The sequence below is a fragment of the Hydrogenophaga palleronii genome (assembly GCF_031457455.1).
Taxonomy (GTDB): domain Bacteria; phylum Pseudomonadota; class Gammaproteobacteria; order Burkholderiales; family Burkholderiaceae_C; genus Hydrogenophaga; species Hydrogenophaga palleronii_A.
Genome location: NZ_JAVDWU010000001.1, coordinates 396,915 through 413,022, shown reverse-complemented (window position 1 = coordinate 413,022; position 16,108 = coordinate 396,915). Strand labels below are relative to the sequence as shown.

Below are 16,108 nucleotides of genomic sequence, written 5' to 3'. Positions count from 1 at the left end.
CCATGACCACCCCCAACGCACTCGTCACCTTCACCGGTGTGCAGAAAACCTACGATGGCCACACCCTGGTGGTCCGAGACCTGAACTTGGAGATTCAGAAGGGCGAGTTTCTCTCGCTGCTTGGCCCCTCGGGCTCGGGCAAGACCACCACGTTGATGATGCTGGCGGGCTTTGAGTCTCCGACTTCGGGCGAGATCAGCCTGAACGGCGTGCCCATCACGCGCACGCCGCCGCACAAGCGCAACTTCGGCATGGTGTTCCAGAACTACGCGCTGTTCCCGCACATGACGGTGGCCGACAACATCGCCTATCCGCTGACTGTGCGCAAGCTTGGCAAGGCCGACGTCGAAGCCAAGGTGAAGCGCGCGCTCGACATGGTGCAGATGGGCCACATGGGCAGCCGCTACCCGGCTCAGCTCTCGGGTGGCCAGCAGCAGCGCGTGGCGCTGGCCCGCGCGCTGGTGTTCGACCCGCAGCTGGTGCTGATGGACGAGCCGCTGGGCGCGCTCGACAAGCAACTGCGCGAACACATGCAGCTGGAACTCAAGGCGCTGCACCGCCGCCTGGGCGTGACCTTTGTTTACGTGACGCACGACCAGTCGGAAGCGCTCACCATGTCCGACCGCGTGGCGGTGTTCAGCGAAGGCGTGATCCAGCAGATCGACCAGGTCGACCGGCTCTACGAAACACCGTCCAACCGCTTTGTCGCCAGCTTCGTGGGCGACAACTCGGTGCTCGACGCCCAGGTGGTACAGACCACGGGCGAACATTGTGAGGTGGCGCTCGCCGACGGTACGCGACTGACTGGCGTCAACGTCAACCAGGCACAAGCTGGTGAGGCGGTGCAGTGCAGCGTGCGGCCCGAACGCATCACCGTGGTCAACGGAAGTGACCCCACCCACAACCGCCTGGGCGCGGCCATCGGCGACGTGATCTATTTCGGCGACCACCTGCGCCTGCGCTGCCAGGTCAGCGGGCAGCCCGAGATCAGCGTCAAGGTACCGCTGCAGCACCTGGGCCACATGGACGCCGGCCAAGCCGTCCACCTGCACATCCCGCCGGAACACCTCCGTATTTACCGTTGAAGCAGTTTTCCCGTTCCCCGTTCCTCAACCCCTGGAGATAACCCCGATGAAACTGAAGCCCGTTTTCCTGGCTGCGGCCATGATGGTCGCCCTGCCCGTGATGGCCCAGAGCCAGCTCACGGTCGTCAACTTTGGTGGCGCCAATGGTGCCGCCCAGAAAAAGGCCTATTTCGAGCCCTTTGAGAAAGCCGGTGGCGGCAAGATCACCGCCGTGGAATACAACGGCGAACAGGCCAAGATCAAGGCCATGGTCGAGGCCAAGAAAGTGACCTGGGACGTGGTCGAAGTCGAGAGCCCGGACCTGAGCCGAGGCTGTGACGAAGGCCTGTTCGAGAAGATGGACTGGGCCAAGGTCGGCAACAAGGCCGACTTCCAGAAGGCCGCCGTACACGAATGTGGCGTGGGCACCTTCGTGTGGTCCACCGTGATGGCCTATGACGGCGACAAGCTCAAGACCGCGCCTACCACCTGGGCCGACTTCTGGGACGTGAAGAAATTCCCAGGCAAGCGCGGCATGCGCAAGGGCGCCCGTTACAACCTCGAATTCGCCCTGATGGCCGACGGCGTCAAGACCGCCGACGTCTACAAGGTGCTCGCCACCAAGGAGGGCGCCGAGCGTGCGTTCAAGAAGCTGACCGAACTCAAGCCCAACATCCAGTGGTGGGAAGCCGGCGCGCAGCCGCCCCAGTTCCTGGTCGCCGGTGACGTGGTCATGACCACCGCCTACAACGGCCGCATCGACGCCGCCCAGCGCGAAGGCAAGAACCTCCAGATCACTTGGACCGGCGGCATCTACGACCTGGACTACTGGGTCATGCCCAAGGGCACGCCCAACAAGGAAGCCGCCCTGAAGTTCATTGCCATGGCCAGCTCGCCTGACGCCCAGGCCGAATACGCCAAGCACATCAGCTATGGCCCGACCAACAACAAGGCGCTGGAAAAGCTCGACGCCAAGGTCCTGGGGATGCTGCCCACGTCCGCCGCCAACAGCAAGGACGCGCTGCAGTTCGGCATCAGTTTCTGGGCCGACCAGGGTGAAGCCCTGGAGAAGCGCTTCTCCGCCTGGGCAGCGCAGTGATGAGCGCCAGCGGAACTGATCTTCAGCCGTTCGCAGGGGTCGCCCTGGAACGACCCGCCCCGGCAGGGGACGCTGGCCAGGCCTTGGCGGGGGGCACCCTCGCCGCACAGTTGCGCCGCGCTGAGCGGCGCAGGAAACTGCGCGCCTTGGCACTTACCCTGCCCTTGCTGGTGTTTTTGCTGGTGTTTTTTTTGGTTCCGCTGGGTTCCTTGCTGGTGCGGGCGGTCGAAAACCCCGAAGTGGCCGACGTCCTGCCCCACACCGGGCAGGCGCTGGTCGACTGGGATCGCAACAGCCCGCCGCCGGCCGCCGCCTACGCCGCCATCCTGGCGGACCTGGGCAGCATCGAAGAAACCGCCCAGGCCGGCACGCTGGCCCGCCGCCTCAACAGCGAGGTGGCTGGTGCCCGTTCGCTGGTCATGGGCACCTACCGGGCTCTGCCCCTGGGCGACAACCTGAGTGCCGACGAGGCGCGCAGCAAACTCATTGAACATGACGCGCGCTGGGAAGAACTGCCCTACTGGCAGTCCATCGCCAAGAACAGCTCCCGCTGGACACCGGACTACCTGCTTGCCTCGCTCGATTTCAAGCGCAACGCCCAGGGTGACATTGAGCGCGTGGGGGCCGACGAGGCCGCCTTCAGCGATATCCTGGGCCGCACTTTCCAGATCAGCGCCATCGTCACTGCAGCAGCCTTGCTCCTGGGCTACCCGCTCGCCTACTGGCTCAGCACGCTCCCCGCCCGCCGGGCCAACGTGCTGCTGATCCTGGTGCTGCTGCCGTTCTGGACCTCGGTGCTGGTGCGCATCGCGGCGTGGATCGTGCTGCTGCAGAACAACGGTTTGATCAACCGTTTCCTGATCTGGGTCGGCGCGACCGATGCGCCCATTCCCCTGCTGTTCAACCGCCTGGGCGTGATCATCGCCATGGTGCACATCCTGCTGCCCTTCATGATCCTGCCGCTCTACAGCGTCATGAAGTCGGTGCCACCCAACTACCTGCGCGCCGCCATCTCACTGGGCAGCACGCCGCTGGCCGGTTTCTTCCGGATCTATTTGCCGCAGACCTACCCGGGCGTGGCCGCAGGGGGGCTGCTGGTCTTCATCACCTGCATCGGCTACTACGTGACGCCCGCCCTGCTCGGCGGACCGGCCGATCAAATGCTCAGCTACTACGTGGCGCAGTACACCAACGTCGAAGTCAACTGGGGAATGGCCTGCGCGCTCGGCGCCGTGCTGTTGACCGCCACCATGGTGCTCTACGCGCTGTACCGCAAGGTCTCCAAGGCCGAACTCAGCCTCGGGTAACAGGAAAGAAACATGCACCCCCACGCTCGTCATTGCATGTACTCGCTGCCCCCCACGGGGGCGCGAACAACCCTTGGGGCGGCCCGTCGGGTCGTTCATCCATGAAACTCCTGCCCGTCTTCCCCGCCTACTACACCCTGCTCGACAAGTTGGGCTGGTTCGCCCTGCGCGGCGTTGGCATCGGTGTCATCGTCTACCTGTTGCTGCCAGTGGTCGTGATCATCCCGCTGTCGTTCAGCGACAGTTCGTTCCTCGCCTACCCCATTGAAGGCTGGTCGCTGCAGTGGTACCGCGAGATGTTCCATTCCGACGACTGGATCCGTGCTGCGAAGAACAGCTTCATCGTCGCCCCGCTCGCCACCCTGCTGGCCACCGTGCTGGGCACGCTCGCGGCCATGGGCCTGGCGAACACGAAGTTCTTCGGCAAAGGCTTCATCACCAGCCTGCTGATCGCACCCATGGTGGTGCCCATCGTGGTGGTGGGTGTGAGCAGCTACCTGTACTTCGCCAAGTGGGGGCTGAACGACACCTACCTGGGCCTCGTTATCGTGCATGCCGCTCTGGGCGCCCCGTTTGTCGTGACCACCGTACTGGCCACGCTGCAAGGCTTCAACCACAACCTGGTGAAGGCCAGCCTGAGCCTGGGCGCCAGCCCGCTGGAAACCTTCTTCCGCGTCACACTGCCCGTTATCGCACCGGGTGTGATCTCGGGCGCGCTGTTCGCGTTTGCGACCTCGTTCGACGAAGTCGTGGTCACTCTGTTCCTGGCCGGTCCGGAACAGGTCACGCTGCCGCGCCAGATGTTCACCGGCATTCGCGAAAACATCTCACCCACGATTGCTGCTGTGGCCACGCTGCTGACCTTGTTCACCACGGCGTTGATGTTGACGCTGGAATGGCTGCGTGGGCGCCGCAAGTGACGCGTTGCCCCAGAGAGGAACCATGAACACCGCGGAAAAAGCCGTCGCCTTCAGAGCGCTGCATGGAAACAGCGGCTGCTTCCTGATGCCCAATGCCTGGGACGCGGGGAGCGCACGCATCTTGTCGGCCCAGGGGTTTGCGACGCTGGGCACCACCAGTGCAGGCATCGCGTATTCGCGCGGACTTCCGGATGGCGCGCAGGCCATCGGTCGCGCCGAGATGATGGACGCTGTGCACCGCATTGCCTCATCGGTGTCGGTACCGGTCAGCGCCGACTTGGAAGCGGGTTTCGGTACCAGCCCGGACGATGTGGCGCAAACCGTTGCCATGGCCATCCAGGCCGGCGCCGTCGGCGGCAATATCGAGGATGCCAGCCCCAACAGTCCGGACGGCCTTTACGACCTTGGGCTGGCCCTTGACCGCATTCGCGCAGCGCGCTCCGCGAGTTCCTGGTTCACACTCACCGCCCGGACGGACGCCTGCCTGATCGGCGGCACACAGGCCCTGGCGCAAGCCATCGAACGGTGCCAGGCCTTCGCGCAGGCTGGCGCGGATTGTGTCTTTGTTCCGGGTCTGACGACCGCGGACGATATCGGCCGGCTGGTCGCGGAAGTGCCTGCGCCGGTCAACGTCGTGATGGGGCTGGCTTCGTCTTCGTTGACGGTGGCGGACCTGCGCGGCCTGGGCGTGCGGCGCATCAGCACCGGAGGCAGCCTCGCACGGGCCTGCCTGGGCCTGATCCGTCGGGCATCTCGCGCCATGCTGGAGCATGGGCGGTTCGACTACGCGGAACAGCAGATTCCAGACGCGGATCTCTGCGAATTCTTTGCCCTGGATGACGTTGAAACCAGACGGCAGGGCCCGTACTGACAGGCAAACCCTCACCGCGAAACCTCTCGACCATGCCCCTCCATACCAACACCACCTTGACCGACCACATCCAGTCCAAGGGCAGCACCACGGCGTGAGCATGAGAAGACACCGCACATGACCCACCCCACCCCTCTCAATCAACCCCTGGGCGGCAACACCATGCCGCGCTTTGGTGGCATGGCCAGCATGATGCGACTGCCTGTGGCCACTTCCGCCGTGGGTCTGAATGCCGGCTTCATTGGCGTGCCTCTGGACATCGGTACCAGCCACCGCCCTGGCGCGCGCTTTGGTCCGCGCGAGATTCGCGCCGAGTCGTGCCTGATCCGCCCCTACAACATGGCCACCGGCGCCGCGCCCTTCGACGCCTTGCAGGTGGCAGACCTGGGCGATGTGGCGATCAATACCTACAACTTGCTGAAGTCGGTGGACATCATCGAGCAGCACTACCGCCCGGTCATCGAGGCCGGGTGCATCCCGCTCACACTGGGCGGCGACCACACCATCGCCCTGCCCATCTTGCGCGCGATCAAGGCGAAGCATGGCTCGGTGGCGCTGATCCATGTGGACGCGCACGCCGATGTGAACCCCGACATGTTTGGCGAGCGCATCGCCCACGGCACACCGTTCCGTTGCGCCGTGGAAGAAGGTCTGTTGATCGGCGACAAGGTCTGGCAGATCGGCTTGCGTGGCAGCGGTTATTCGGCCGAAGACTTTGACTGGCCGCGCCAGCAAGGCTTCACCGTGGTACCGGCACACGAAGTCTGGTGGACCAGCCTGGCGCCGTTGATGGCGCAGATCCGCGAAAAGATCGGCCCGGACACCCCCACCTACCTCAGTTTCGACATCGACGGCATCGACCCAGCCTACGCCGGCGGCACCGGCACTCCCGAGATCGGCGGCTTGAGCGTGCCGCAGGCGCTGGAGATCGTTCGCGGCTGCCGCGGGTTGAACCTTGTCGGTTGCGACCTGGTCGAAGTGTCCCCAGCCTACGACACCAGCGGCAACACCGCCTTGCTGGGCGCCAACCTGCTGTTTGAAATGCTCTGCGTGCTCCCAGGGGTGAAATACCGGTGACGGCATGCGGCCGGCTTTGGCGCTAACCTCTTCCTTTTACCGAACCGAACGAGACAACCATGGACATGAAGACCTCCCCCCTGGCCCTGCTGAACGACCCCACCCTGCTCAAGACCGACGCCCTGATCAATGGTGAATGGGTCAAAGGTGCCAGCCGCTTTGATGTACTCGACCCCGCCACCGGTCAGAAGCTCGCCGACGTGGCGAACCTCGGCCCGGCCGATGCGGAAAAAGCCATCGCTGCGGCCAATGCCGCCTGGCCCCTCTGGAAAAACAAGACCGCCAAGGAACGCAGCATCATCCTGCGCAAGTGGTACGACCTGCTCATGGCCAACCAGGACGACCTGGGCCGCATCATGACCGCCGAACAGGGCAAGCCCCTGCCCGAAGCCAAAGGCGAAGTGGTCTACGGTGCGAGCTTCGTGGAATGGTTTGCAGAAGAAGCCAAGCGCGTCAACGGCGAGACCCTCCCCCAGTTCGACAACAACCGCCGCCTGATGGTGCTCAAGCAGCCCATTGGCGTCTGCGCCGCGATCACGCCCTGGAACTTCCCGCTGGCCATGATCACGCGCAAGGTCGCGCCCGCACTGGCTGCTGGTTGCCCGGTGATCATCAAGCCCGCCGAACTCACGCCGCTGACCGCGCTAGCCGCCGCCGAGCTGGCGATCCGTGCCGGCATCCCGGCCGGTGTGCTCAACATGATCACGGCCGACGACCAGAACTCCATCGCCGTGGGCAAGGTGCTCTGCGCCAGCGATGTGGTGCGCCACATCAGCTTCACCGGCTCCACCGAAGTGGGCCGCATCCTGATGGCGCAAAGCGCGCCCACGGTGAAGAAGATGTCGCTCGAACTCGGCGGCAATGCGCCTTTCATCGTGTTCAACGACGCCGACATCGACTCCGCCGTGGAAGGCGCCTTTGCCAGCAAGTACCGCAACGCCGGCCAGACCTGCGTGTGTTCCAACCGGCTGTATGTGCAAGAGGGCGTGTACGACGAGTTCGTCACCAAGTTCGCCGCCAAGGTGAAGACGGCCAAGGTGGGCAACGGCTTTGAAGACGGTGTGAACCAAGGCCCACTGATCGAAGAAGCCGCATTGGTGAAAGTGCAGCGCCACGTGGACGACGCCGTGGCTAAAGGCGCGCGCGTGGTGGCGGGCGGCAAGCGGCTCGAAGGCCAGTTCTTTGAGCCCACCGTGGTGGCCGACGCCACGGCCGACATGTTGTGCGCCAGAGAAGAAACCTTCGGCCCATTTGCTCCGGTGTTCAAGTTCAAGACCGAGCAAGAAGCCGTCGACGCCGCCAACAACACCGAATTCGGCCTGGCCAGCTATTTCTACAGCCGCGACATCGGCCGCATCTACCGCGTGGCAGAGGCACTGGAATACGGCATGGTGGGCATCAACGTCGGCATTCTGGCGACCGAGCACGTGCCCTTCGGCGGCGTGAAGCAGTCCGGCTTGGGCCGGGAAGGCTCACACCACGGCATGGACGACTACGTGGAGATCAAGTACCTCTGCCTGGGCGATATTCAGAAGTAAGACACCCCCTGCGCCGCTGACGCGTCTTCCCCCTCACTTGCGCCTTCGGCTTGGAGGGGGACGGCGTCTCGGGCCGGCGAAGCCGGACCCTTGTCGCCCCTGGATGAGGACCCTCCAGTCGGAGCGGATCAACCTTCCGAGTTGCTTGGTTCCAGGCGGAGTTGGTTCCCAACTCGTGCACTGATCAGTTCATCACCTGCCAGGAGCCATCGGACTGACGGCAGGCGGTGCCGTAGACCGTGTCAGGACGACCGCCTACCATCACCTGCATGGTGTATTCGCGGCACGGCGCCCCGCCTCGTTCATAGGTGCGCGTAGGGGTCACCTGATATTGGTTGCGGGTATCCGGGTTGACCCACTGCGTTGGTTGCCCGGTGGGTGCCGTCTCGAACGCCTGCGCGGTGCGCATGCGGTCGGTGGTATCCATGGAGCGGCCCACATTGGCGCCGATGTTCGCACCGATCAAGGCGCCGATCACCGTGGCAACAGTGCGCCCCGAGCCGCCGCCCACTTGCGATCCCAACGCGCCCCCGAGAACACCACCGATGACAGTCCCGCCAGTTTCACGCGGGCCACCAGTGGCGCCACAACCGGCCAAACCCACGGCCAGCACGCCAGCCATCAGAATGGAAAATGGTCTATAGGTTGTCATCTCAGCTCCTTGAAAGTCTGGTTTACGAAAACTTGTCCAACCTCGTGAGAGGCCATGCATCGCTTCTGGCTGCTGCACGCATTCGCTCAACTGGCAACCCATGCAAGTGCGTTATCATCCGACTCGCTCAAGCGGGTGTAGTTCAATGGCAGAACGGCAGCTTCCCAAGCTTCATACGAGGGTTCGATTCCCTTCACCCGCTCCATCGGCGCTTTTTCAGAACCAGCTGGGCGCTGCATGCAATGGCCCTCGCATCAAGGTGCTACCACCGTGCGCATGCGATCAAGGTCCTTGCGGTACTTGGTGGCCAACTGCTTTTTCTGCCCGTCGCTCAGAATCTTTCCCGAGATCTGAAAGAACTTTCGTTCTTCCTCTCGAAGATGGTGATGCACCTCGTGTGACAGCTTTTTCGCCAGTTCCAGCCAGACGTCGTGCTGGCCTCTTGCCCTGGCCATCTCCTCCACACATTCATCAATCTCGTGATGCTCGGCGAGCGCATGGCGAGACGACTTCAATCCCATGTCGTCAAGCAGGATCGGGGCATAGAGAAAGCGTTCCTCTGCGGCCGCATGCGCCGCCAGTTCAATGCGGAGCGCCCTGAAAACCTGTTGAGCACGAGCATCCTCCGGTTTGATGCGAACGAGCTGGCGACAGAGCTTGCGCTGGGTTTCGTGGCTTTCGCGCAAGGCCTCAAAAATGTTGTCCAAATGTTGCTCCTTCTGCTTCTTATCGATCGGTTGGCATGCACCTGACGATATCGGGACGACAGTAGGAGGCTCGTAGGACAAAGCCGCATTTCCTTGTCGGCCATTCGAGCGAGGGCGCGGCGCCGCAGCGCCACGCCAAAAAACACGCAGCCCGGGCTTCGCACGCTTGCGGGCCCCTCGCAGGCGCACCGTGTCTTACCCGCGCACCCAGCTGGCACCCTGCCTCCTGCCAGGAGGGGGTGAATCTGCAACCGCCGGCAAACGGGTGCCCGAAGACCGATCAGATCAAGGTGACGCCGGTCTTGGACTGGATGAACTCGCGTGTCACGCCAGGGGCCAGCTCCACCAGCTTGAGGCCTTCGGGCGTCACGTCCATCACGCCCAGGTCGGTGATGATGCGATCGACCACACCCACGCCGGTGAGCGGCAAGGTGCAGGCAGGCAGGATCTTCAGGTCTTCGGTGCCGTCTTTCTTCCTGGCCACATGTTCCATGAGCACGATGACGCGCTTCACGCCTGCCACCAGGTCCATGGCGCCGCCCATGCCCTTGACCATCTTGCCGGGGATCATCCAGTTGGCCAGGTCGCCCTTCTCACTGACCTGCATGGCGCCCAGGATAGACAGATTGATCTTGCCACCGCGGATCATGGCAAAGCTGTCGTGGCTGCCGAAGATGCTGGAGCCCGGCAGGGTGGTCACGGTCTGCTTGCCGGCGTTGATCAGGTCGGCATCGACCTCGTCTTCGGTCGGGAAGGGGCCAATGCCCAGCATGCCGTTTTCACTCTGCAGCCAGACTTCCTTGTTGCCCGTGTGGTTGGCCACCAGCGTGGGAATGCCGATGCCGAGGTTGACGTAGAAGCCGTCTTCGAGTTCGTGGGCGGCGCGGGCCGCCATCTGGTCTTGGTTCCAGGGCATGTTCAGACTCCTGCTTTCTCTGTGATCGTGCGTTTCTCGATGCGTTTTTCGGGATTCGCATTGAGCACGATGCGGTGCACATAAATGCCGGGCAGATGGATCTGATCCGGATGGATGGCGCCGGTTTCAACGACTTCCTCCACCTCGACCACACAGATCTTGCCCGCCATGGCCACGGCTGGGTTGAAGTTGCGCGCGGTGTAGCGGAACTGCAGGTTGCCGGACTTGTCGGCGCGATGTGCCTTCACCAACGAGACCTCGGGCACCAGCGAACGCTCCATCACATAGGTTTCGCCATCAAACTCGCGCAGCTCCTTGCCTTCGGCCACCAGGGTGCCCACGCCGGTCTTGGTGAAGAAAGCCGGGATGCCGGCGCCACCAGCGCGCAGCTTTTCGGCCAGCGTGCCCTGGGGGGTGAATTCGAGTTGCAGCTCACCGGCCAGGTACTGGCGCTCGAACTCCTTGTTCTCGCCCACGTAGCTGGAGATCATCTTGCTGATCTGGCGCGTTTCCAGCAGCTTGCCCAGGCCGAAACCGTCGACACCCGCGTTGTTGGAAATCACGGTCAGGTTCTTCACGCCGCTGTCGCGCAAGGCGTCGATCAGCGCCTCGGGGATGCCGCAAAGGCCAAAGCCGCCCACGGCCATGAGCTGGCCATCGGCCACCACGCCTTTGAGGGCCTCTGCTGCGCTCGGGTAAATCTTGTTCACGTCGGTGCCTCCAAGAATTGAAATGGAACGAAGGCTACGATACTACGTAATGACATACGTAGTTTGCCGTAATGACTAACCCTGCCCCATTGGATATCGACTACCGCCTGGCCTTCGAGCTGGCGCCGATTGGCCTGGCCCTTTCGCGACAACGCACCATGATCGATTGCAACCAGGCGCTGTGCGAGATGTTCGGCGCCACGCGCGACCAATTGGTGGGCCAGAGTTTTCAGATCCTGTACCCCAGTGCCGACGAATACGAGCGCACGGGTGCCCGCATGTTGCCGCTGCTCGGGCGCAACGGTACCTATGCCGACGACCGCATCATGAAGCGGGTGGACGGAAGGCTCAAGGGAGAAACCTTCTGGTGCCATGTGACCGGGCGTGCGCTCAGGCGCGAAGCCCCGCACGAAGCCGGCATCTGGAGCTTCGAGGACCTGAGCTCGCGCCGCACGGTCAAAGCGGAGCTCACCGCCCGCGAGCGCGAAGTGGCCGCCTTTCTGATGGATGGCCTGACCAGCAAGGAGATCGGAAAAGCGCTGGGCATCAGCCCGCGCACGGTGGAGATTTACCGGGCGCGGCTGATGCGCAAGTACCAGGCGCACAGCACGCCGGATCTGGTGCACCGGTTGCTGGCGGGCTGAAGAGGCTGATGGGAGTGGTCAGCGGCCGGGCGGTACGCGCCCCAGCAACTGCTCGATGGCCATGCCCAGCGCCATCAGGCGGCGGTCGCTGCCGGCGGGGCCATCGAGCTCCATGCCCACGGGCAGCCGGCTGGTAGCGCCCAGGCCGATGGGGACCTGCACCCCGGGAAGCCCCGCGTTGCTGCCAGGATCGGTGTTCTGAATGAACAGGCCAAAGGTCTCCAGGCTGCTGCTCTGCGGGCCCGCATCCGGTGCTACCTGAGGCACGGTAGGAAACACCAGTGCATCGAGGCGGTGCAGGGCGAAGGTGTCTGTGTACAGCCGGATGAGCGCCGGGCGGTGGGTGGCCAGTGCGGCACGGTAGGCCGGCTCGGCATCCACCAGGTTGGCCGGCGGCGGCGCGGGCAGCTTGCGGGGCATCACCAGGGCCTCGTAGGTGCCCTTGACGTCAGGGCTGGTGATGCCCGCAACGAGCTGCGGCAGGATCACACCGGTGCCGCGCTCTCGCAGATAGCGCACCATGTCGTCGTGGGCCTCAAACATGGCCACGGGAAAGCCAACCAAGCCGTTGAATTCCATGAGCCTGGGCATGGCCACGGGGACCACGGTGACACCGGCCGCTTGCAGGCGCTGGATCGCTGCGTCAAAGGCGCCCCGGGTGTCGACGTCGAGATTGGCCATGAAATCGGGCACCACACCCAGGCGCACGCCCTGCAGATTGGCGGCCGACACGGCATCACCACCGGCGATCACGCGGTCGAGCAGCGCCACATCGTTCATGGACACAGCCATGGGTCCTGCGGTGTCGCGCGTGTGTGAAATGGGGGCGATGCCTGTCTGATCGTAGCGACCCATGGTGGGCCTGAGGGACGCGCAGCCGTTGAGCGCACATGGCAGGCGCACGGACCCACCGGTGTCGGTGCCCAGGCCGGCGGGCGCCATGCGTGCTCCAACGGCCACCGCCGTGCCGGACGACGACCCGCCGGACATTTTTGATGGATCGTAGGCGTTTCGCACCCCGGGCTGTGGGCCGGTATTGAAGTTGGCATTGAACCCGGAAATGCCGAATGCCAGTTCGTGCATGTTGGTCTTGCCCAGCAACACGGCACCTGCGTCGCGCAGCTTTTGCAGCACGGGCGCATCGGCCTTGGGCACGAATCCCTTCAGTGCGGGCGTGCCCGCCGTGGTCGGGAGGCCGGCCGCTTCAATGTTGTCCTTCACCACCACGGGCACGCCCTGCAGTGGCAGGCAGGGGGCGCCACTGGCGAGGCGGGCATCGGCCTGCCGGGCAGCGGTCAAGGCCCCCGCTTCGTCCAGTGTGACGAACGCGTTGAGTGCGGTTCGGGCTTTGGCGCGGGCCAGGTAGGCGCGTGTGAGGGTTTCACTGCTCACGCGTCCACTGCAAACCGCTGCGGCGGCCTCGCTGGCGGTGAGGGAGGTGAGGTCGGGCACAGGCCCACCCGTGCCGGCACAACCTGCCAGCACCAGCGGGCCCACCCAGATGGAAACAAGGAATTGACGCATGACTGTGGCTCCGGCAATAAATGGGATCCCAATGTTGCGCGCCCTTGTATGTGATGTCTGTCGTGAAGAAGGATGACACGACACAGGCACACGACTTGCTGATCATGCGAACCGCTCCCCAATCCGGATTGACCGCTTCCCTTGACCGGGGTAGCCTGCCGCCATGCAATTGAGTCCCACCGCACAAGGTCAGCTGGCAACGTGCTTCGCACTGCTGGCCCAGGACCTGAACGAACACGACATCCGCGCCCGTCTGGGTGGGCAATTGCTGCACCTGTTCCGCGCGGATCATTTCGCCTCCTACGTATGGGACGAAGCCACGGGCCGTTTTGATCATGGTGTGTCCATCAACATGGACCCAGGCAACCTCAGTCGCTACGAGACCTGGTACCAGTACCGCGATCCGATCACCTTTCGTCTGCAACAACGCCGCCGTGCCACGCTGGTGAGCGAGGTGATGCCCCGTGGTGAATTGTTGCGCTGTGAGTTCTTCAACGACTTCCTCAGCCGCGACGGCCTGCATTGGGGGATCAACCTCCACGCTTTCGACGGTGCGCAGGCCCTGGGTGACCTGCGCATCTGGCGCGGGCGCTCTGGTCGCGACTTTTCAGGGCACGATCGATCGCTGCTGCAGTTCATCGAGCCGGCCTTCGCTGCCGCACTGCGCCGCGCACGCGATGCGCGCCGACCGGACATCGATGCAAGCGAGAGGGCCATGGCCCTGCTGAGCCCCCGCGAAACTGCCGTGGCGCGCTGCGTGGGACGAGGCCTGACCGACAAGGAGATCGCACGAGAACTGGGCATCGCCCTGCCCAGCGTGCGCACCTACCTGCAGCGGGTGTTTGAAAAGGTGGGGGTTCACCGCCGGGCTGCACTGGCGCGCCTGGCGGTGAACCTTTGAAACTCACTGCGGCTGGAAGCCGCTGTCTTTGATGATTTTGGCCCAGACCTTGCCGTAAGCCTGCTCGCGCGCACCGAGTTCTTTGCCACTCATGTAGCCAACGGTCAGGCCCATGGCGGTGAGTTTGTCGCGCACGTCGGGCTGGGCGATCGCCTTCTGAACGGCAGCGGCCAGCCGGTCGAGCGTGGCCTGGGGTGTGCCGGCGGGCGCAAACAGGCCATAGTACGGCATCTCTTCAAACCCGGCCAGACCCAGTTCGGCGAAGGTGGGCACCTCGGGCATGGCGGCTTGGCGCTGGGTGCCCATGACGGCCACCACGCGCAGCTTGCCGGCCTTGTGGTTTTCAATGAAGTCCGGAATGGACGCCACGCCGGCGGCGATCTGGTTGCCCAGCATGTCGGCCATCATGGGCGCGCTGCCGCGGTATGGCGCTGCCACCAGGTCCAGGCCGTTCTTGCGTGCCACCTCCTGCACCAGGAACTGCGGTACCGATGCGGGCGCGGGAATGCCCACCGCACCCTTGCCGCCTTGCTGCCGCACCCAGTCCACATAGGTGCTGAAGCTGGTGGCGGGCGTGCCGCCCGAGAGCGCAATGGCGTTGACGAAGGTGGCAAATCCGGCCACTGGCACGAAGTCTTTGGCTGAGTCATAGCCGGGGTTCTTCATCACCAGCGGCAGGATGGTGATGCTGTGGTCATGGCTCAGAAAAAGGGTGTGCCCGTCTGGCGTTGCCGCCTTGAGCGCATGTGCAGCGATCTGGCCGCCAGCACCGGCCTTGTTTTCCACGATCACCGGGGCACCGAGTTCGTCCTTGAGGCGCTCACCCAGGATGCGGGCAATGGCATCGGTACCGCCCCCGGCCGGAAACCCGACCAGGATGCGGGTGGGCGTCTGGGCCAGCAGCGGCGAAGCGAACAGCGATGCTCCCAGGGCCAGCGCGAGCGCATGGCCAATCAGGGTTCTACGGGATGTGGACATGAACAAATCCTTGATGGGTTGAAAGCGGAAGACGGCGGCCTCGTGGTTCGCCACGGGGTGACCTGGCCCCTTCACACAGGCCGGTTTCGGTGCAGAAATGCCAGCAAGAAAGGCACCTGGGTACTGCGTCGACCGCTGCGATCAGATGTCGCCACTGCCCACCACGTCGCTGGCGGTGCGAAAGGCCTCCACCGCGGTGGGAATGCCGCAATACACGGCCGCGTGCAGCAACACCTCCTGCAGCTCCTTTGGTGTGGCCCCGTTGTTGAGCGCGCCACGCAGATGCCCCTTGAGCTCATGCTGCTTGCCCAGCGCGGTGAGCATGGCCACGGTGATCAGGCTGCGCGTCTTGCGGTCCAGGCCGTCGCGCTGCCACACATCGCCCCAGGCGGCACGCGAAATGTGATCCTGTATGGGTTGGGTGAAGGGCGTGACGCTGCCCAGCGCGCGGTCGACAAACTCATCGCCCATGACCTCTCTGCGGGTGGCCAGGCCCCGCTGGTACTGCTCGTCCTGCATGTGTGCTCCGGTTGACGTTGTGAAGAGGACTGCAAGGATAAACTTTGGCACCGATACCTCACACCCATGACGGAGACACCCATGAGCACGCCACGCTATCCCCTGCCCGACCTGAACAGCCTGCCCGAGGACATCAAGAGCAAAGTGATGGAGGTGCAGGAAAAGGCGGGATTCGTGCCGAACGTGTTCCTGGCGCTGGCACGTCGCCCGGCGGAATGGCGCGCCTTCTTCGCTTACCACGATGCGCTGATGCTCAAGGAAGACTCCGGCCTCAGCAAGGGTGACCGCGAGATGATCGTGACCACCACCAGCGCAGCCAACCATTGCCTGTACTGCGTGGTGGCCCACGGCGCCATTCTGCGCATCTACGAGAAAAAACCGCTGGTGGCCGACCAGGTGGCTGTCAACCACCGCAAGGCAGACATTTCCCCGCGCCAGCGCGCCATGCTCGACTTCGCCATGAAGGTGTGCCTGGAATCGCACGAGATCGAAGACGCCGACTTTGAAGCCCTGCACGCGCACGGCTTCAACGACGAAGACGCCTGGGACATCGCGGCCATCACCGCATTTTTTGGTTTGTCGAATCGCATGGCCAGCTTCAGCGGCATGACCCCCAACCCCGAGTTCTACCTGATGGGTCGGCTGCCCAAGGCCAAAGCGGCCTGATCCCTGCAGCGGTGC

Annotated in this window: 17 protein-coding genes and 1 tRNA gene; 11 read left to right on the top strand and 7 right to left on the bottom strand. The window is 64.0% G+C overall.

The features are described from left to right. Window positions 1–2 precede the first annotated feature (2 nt). From J2W49_RS01950 to J2W49_RS01920, 7 genes are all read left to right on the top strand, one after another. On the top strand, window positions 3–1,085 hold the full coding sequence (locus tag J2W49_RS01950) for an ABC transporter ATP-binding protein (RefSeq protein ID WP_310311054.1): 1,083 nt from the start codon (window positions 3–5) through the stop codon (window positions 1,083–1,085). A 46-nt stretch (window positions 1,086–1,131) separates the two neighbouring features. Then, window positions 1,132–2,163 (top strand): ABC transporter substrate-binding protein, encoded by a 1,032-nt coding sequence (locus J2W49_RS01945; protein WP_310311051.1) that lies wholly within the window; start codon window positions 1,132–1,134, stop codon window positions 2,161–2,163. A gap of 146 nt (window positions 2,164–2,309) precedes the next feature. Then, on the top strand, window positions 2,310–3,470 hold the full coding sequence (locus tag J2W49_RS01940) for an ABC transporter permease (protein WP_405000966.1): 1,161 nt from the start codon (window positions 2,310–2,312) through the stop codon (window positions 3,468–3,470). A 101-nt stretch (window positions 3,471–3,571) separates the two neighbouring features. Then, window positions 3,572–4,390, top strand: a complete 819-nt coding sequence (locus J2W49_RS01935; protein ID WP_310311048.1) for an ABC transporter permease — start codon at window positions 3,572–3,574, stop codon at window positions 4,388–4,390. A 22-nt stretch (window positions 4,391–4,412) separates the two neighbouring features. Next, window positions 4,413–5,261 carry an isocitrate lyase/PEP mutase family protein gene (locus tag J2W49_RS01930; protein ID WP_310311045.1) on the top strand — a complete coding sequence of 283 codons (849 nt, stop codon included), beginning with the start codon at window positions 4,413–4,415 and terminating at the stop codon, window positions 5,259–5,261. A 117-nt stretch (window positions 5,262–5,378) separates the two neighbouring features. Beyond that, complete coding sequence (speB, locus tag J2W49_RS01925) at window positions 5,379–6,338, top strand: agmatinase (protein ID WP_310311043.1); 960 nt, start codon at window positions 5,379–5,381, stop codon at window positions 6,336–6,338. A 59-nt stretch (window positions 6,339–6,397) separates the two neighbouring features. Then, entirely contained in the window at window positions 6,398–7,876 is a 1,479-nt protein-coding gene (locus J2W49_RS01920) for an NAD-dependent succinate-semialdehyde dehydrogenase (RefSeq protein ID WP_310311041.1), read from the top strand. 184 nt (window positions 7,877–8,060) lie between these two features. Here the strand turns inward: J2W49_RS01920 and J2W49_RS01915 are convergent, their stop codons facing one another. Beyond that, on the bottom strand, window positions 8,061–8,528 hold the full coding sequence (locus J2W49_RS01915) for a glycine zipper 2TM domain-containing protein (RefSeq protein WP_310311039.1): 468 nt from the start codon (window positions 8,526–8,528) through the stop codon (window positions 8,061–8,063). Window positions 8,529–8,659: 131 nt separating this feature from the next. Here J2W49_RS01915 and J2W49_RS01910 point away from each other — a divergent pair. Further along, window positions 8,660–8,733, top strand: a tRNA-Gly gene (locus J2W49_RS01910). A gap of 49 nt (window positions 8,734–8,782) precedes the next feature. On the opposite strand, the gene J2W49_RS01905 is transcribed toward J2W49_RS01910, so the two are convergent. The 3 genes from J2W49_RS01905 to J2W49_RS01895 all read right to left on the bottom strand — a co-directional run bounded on the left by J2W49_RS01905 (window position 8,783) and on the right by J2W49_RS01895 (window position 10,861). Continuing rightward, a complete protein-coding gene (locus J2W49_RS01905; RefSeq protein ID WP_310311036.1) occupies window positions 8,783–9,316 on the bottom strand; it encodes a hemerythrin domain-containing protein in 534 nt (177 codons plus the stop codon). Window positions 9,317–9,515: 199 nt separating this feature from the next. Continuing rightward, the gene (locus J2W49_RS01900) at window positions 9,516–10,151 is read right to left on the bottom strand and encodes a 3-oxoacid CoA-transferase subunit B (protein WP_310311033.1); all 636 of its coding nucleotides are present in this window, start codon (window positions 10,149–10,151) and stop codon (window positions 9,516–9,518) included. 2 nt (window positions 10,152–10,153) lie between these two features. Beyond that, complete coding sequence (locus J2W49_RS01895; RefSeq protein WP_310311032.1) at window positions 10,154–10,861, bottom strand: CoA transferase subunit A; 708 nt, start codon at window positions 10,859–10,861, stop codon at window positions 10,154–10,156. Window positions 10,862–10,932: 71 nt separating this feature from the next. Between J2W49_RS01895 and J2W49_RS01890 the strand changes: the two genes are divergently transcribed. Continuing rightward, a complete protein-coding gene (locus J2W49_RS01890; protein ID WP_310311030.1) occupies window positions 10,933–11,505 on the top strand; it encodes a LuxR C-terminal-related transcriptional regulator in 573 nt (190 codons plus the stop codon). Between the two features lie 18 nt (window positions 11,506–11,523). Here the strand turns inward: J2W49_RS01890 and iaaH are convergent, their stop codons facing one another. Next, window positions 11,524–13,029 carry an indoleacetamide hydrolase gene (iaaH, locus tag J2W49_RS01885; RefSeq protein WP_310311027.1) on the bottom strand — a complete coding sequence of 502 codons (1,506 nt, stop codon included), beginning with the start codon at window positions 13,027–13,029 and terminating at the stop codon, window positions 11,524–11,526. Window positions 13,030–13,192: 163 nt separating this feature from the next. On the opposite strand from iaaH, the gene J2W49_RS01880 reads away from it, so the two are divergent. Next, a complete protein-coding gene (locus J2W49_RS01880) occupies window positions 13,193–13,930 on the top strand; it encodes a helix-turn-helix transcriptional regulator (RefSeq protein ID WP_310311024.1) in 738 nt (245 codons plus the stop codon). Between the two features lie 3 nt (window positions 13,931–13,933). Here J2W49_RS01880 and J2W49_RS01875 read toward each other — a convergent pair whose 3' ends face one another. Both J2W49_RS01875 and pcaC read right to left on the bottom strand, forming a co-directional pair. Beyond that, window positions 13,934–14,908, bottom strand: coding sequence for a Bug family tripartite tricarboxylate transporter substrate binding protein (locus J2W49_RS01875; protein ID WP_310311022.1), 975 nt, complete (start codon window positions 14,906–14,908; stop codon window positions 13,934–13,936). A gap of 141 nt (window positions 14,909–15,049) precedes the next feature. Then, window positions 15,050–15,427, bottom strand: coding sequence for a 4-carboxymuconolactone decarboxylase (gene pcaC / locus J2W49_RS01870; RefSeq protein WP_310311019.1), 378 nt, complete (start codon window positions 15,425–15,427; stop codon window positions 15,050–15,052). A gap of 81 nt (window positions 15,428–15,508) precedes the next feature. Here pcaC and J2W49_RS01865 point away from each other — a divergent pair, with 81 nt between their 5' ends. Beyond that, on the top strand, window positions 15,509–16,093 hold the full coding sequence (locus J2W49_RS01865) for a peroxidase-related enzyme (protein WP_310311017.1): 585 nt from the start codon (window positions 15,509–15,511) through the stop codon (window positions 16,091–16,093). The last annotated feature ends 15 nt before the right edge of the window (window positions 16,094–16,108 follow it).

Coding starts and splice junctions, on each gene's coding strand:
- J2W49_RS01950 (WP_310311054.1), top strand. CDS start 3: ATGACCACCCCCAACGCACTCGTCACCTTCACCGGTGTGCAGAAAACC.
- J2W49_RS01945 (WP_310311051.1), top strand. CDS start 1,132: ATGAAACTGAAGCCCGTTTTCCTGGCTGCGGCCATGATGGTCGCCCTG.
- J2W49_RS01935 (WP_310311048.1), top strand. CDS start 3,572: ATGAAACTCCTGCCCGTCTTCCCCGCCTACTACACCCTGCTCGACAAG.
- J2W49_RS01930 (WP_310311045.1), top strand. CDS start 4,413: ATGAACACCGCGGAAAAAGCCGTCGCCTTCAGAGCGCTGCATGGAAAC.
- speB (WP_310311043.1), top strand. CDS start 5,379: ATGACCCACCCCACCCCTCTCAATCAACCCCTGGGCGGCAACACCATG.
- J2W49_RS01920 (WP_310311041.1), top strand. CDS start 6,398: ATGGACATGAAGACCTCCCCCCTGGCCCTGCTGAACGACCCCACCCTG.
- J2W49_RS01915 (WP_310311039.1), bottom strand. CDS start 8,528: ATGACAACCTATAGACCATTTTCCATTCTGATGGCTGGCGTGCTGGCC.
- J2W49_RS01900 (WP_310311033.1), bottom strand. CDS start 10,151: ATGCCCTGGAACCAAGACCAGATGGCGGCCCGCGCCGCCCACGAACTC.
- J2W49_RS01890 (WP_310311030.1), top strand. CDS start 10,933: ATGACTAACCCTGCCCCATTGGATATCGACTACCGCCTGGCCTTCGAG.
- iaaH (WP_310311027.1), bottom strand. CDS start 13,029: ATGCGTCAATTCCTTGTTTCCATCTGGGTGGGCCCGCTGGTGCTGGCA.
- J2W49_RS01880 (WP_310311024.1), top strand. CDS start 13,193: ATGCAATTGAGTCCCACCGCACAAGGTCAGCTGGCAACGTGCTTCGCA.
- J2W49_RS01875 (WP_310311022.1), bottom strand. CDS start 14,908: ATGTCCACATCCCGTAGAACCCTGATTGGCCATGCGCTCGCGCTGGCC.
- pcaC (WP_310311019.1), bottom strand. CDS start 15,427: ATGCAGGACGAGCAGTACCAGCGGGGCCTGGCCACCCGCAGAGAGGTC.
- J2W49_RS01865 (WP_310311017.1), top strand. CDS start 15,509: ATGAGCACGCCACGCTATCCCCTGCCCGACCTGAACAGCCTGCCCGAG.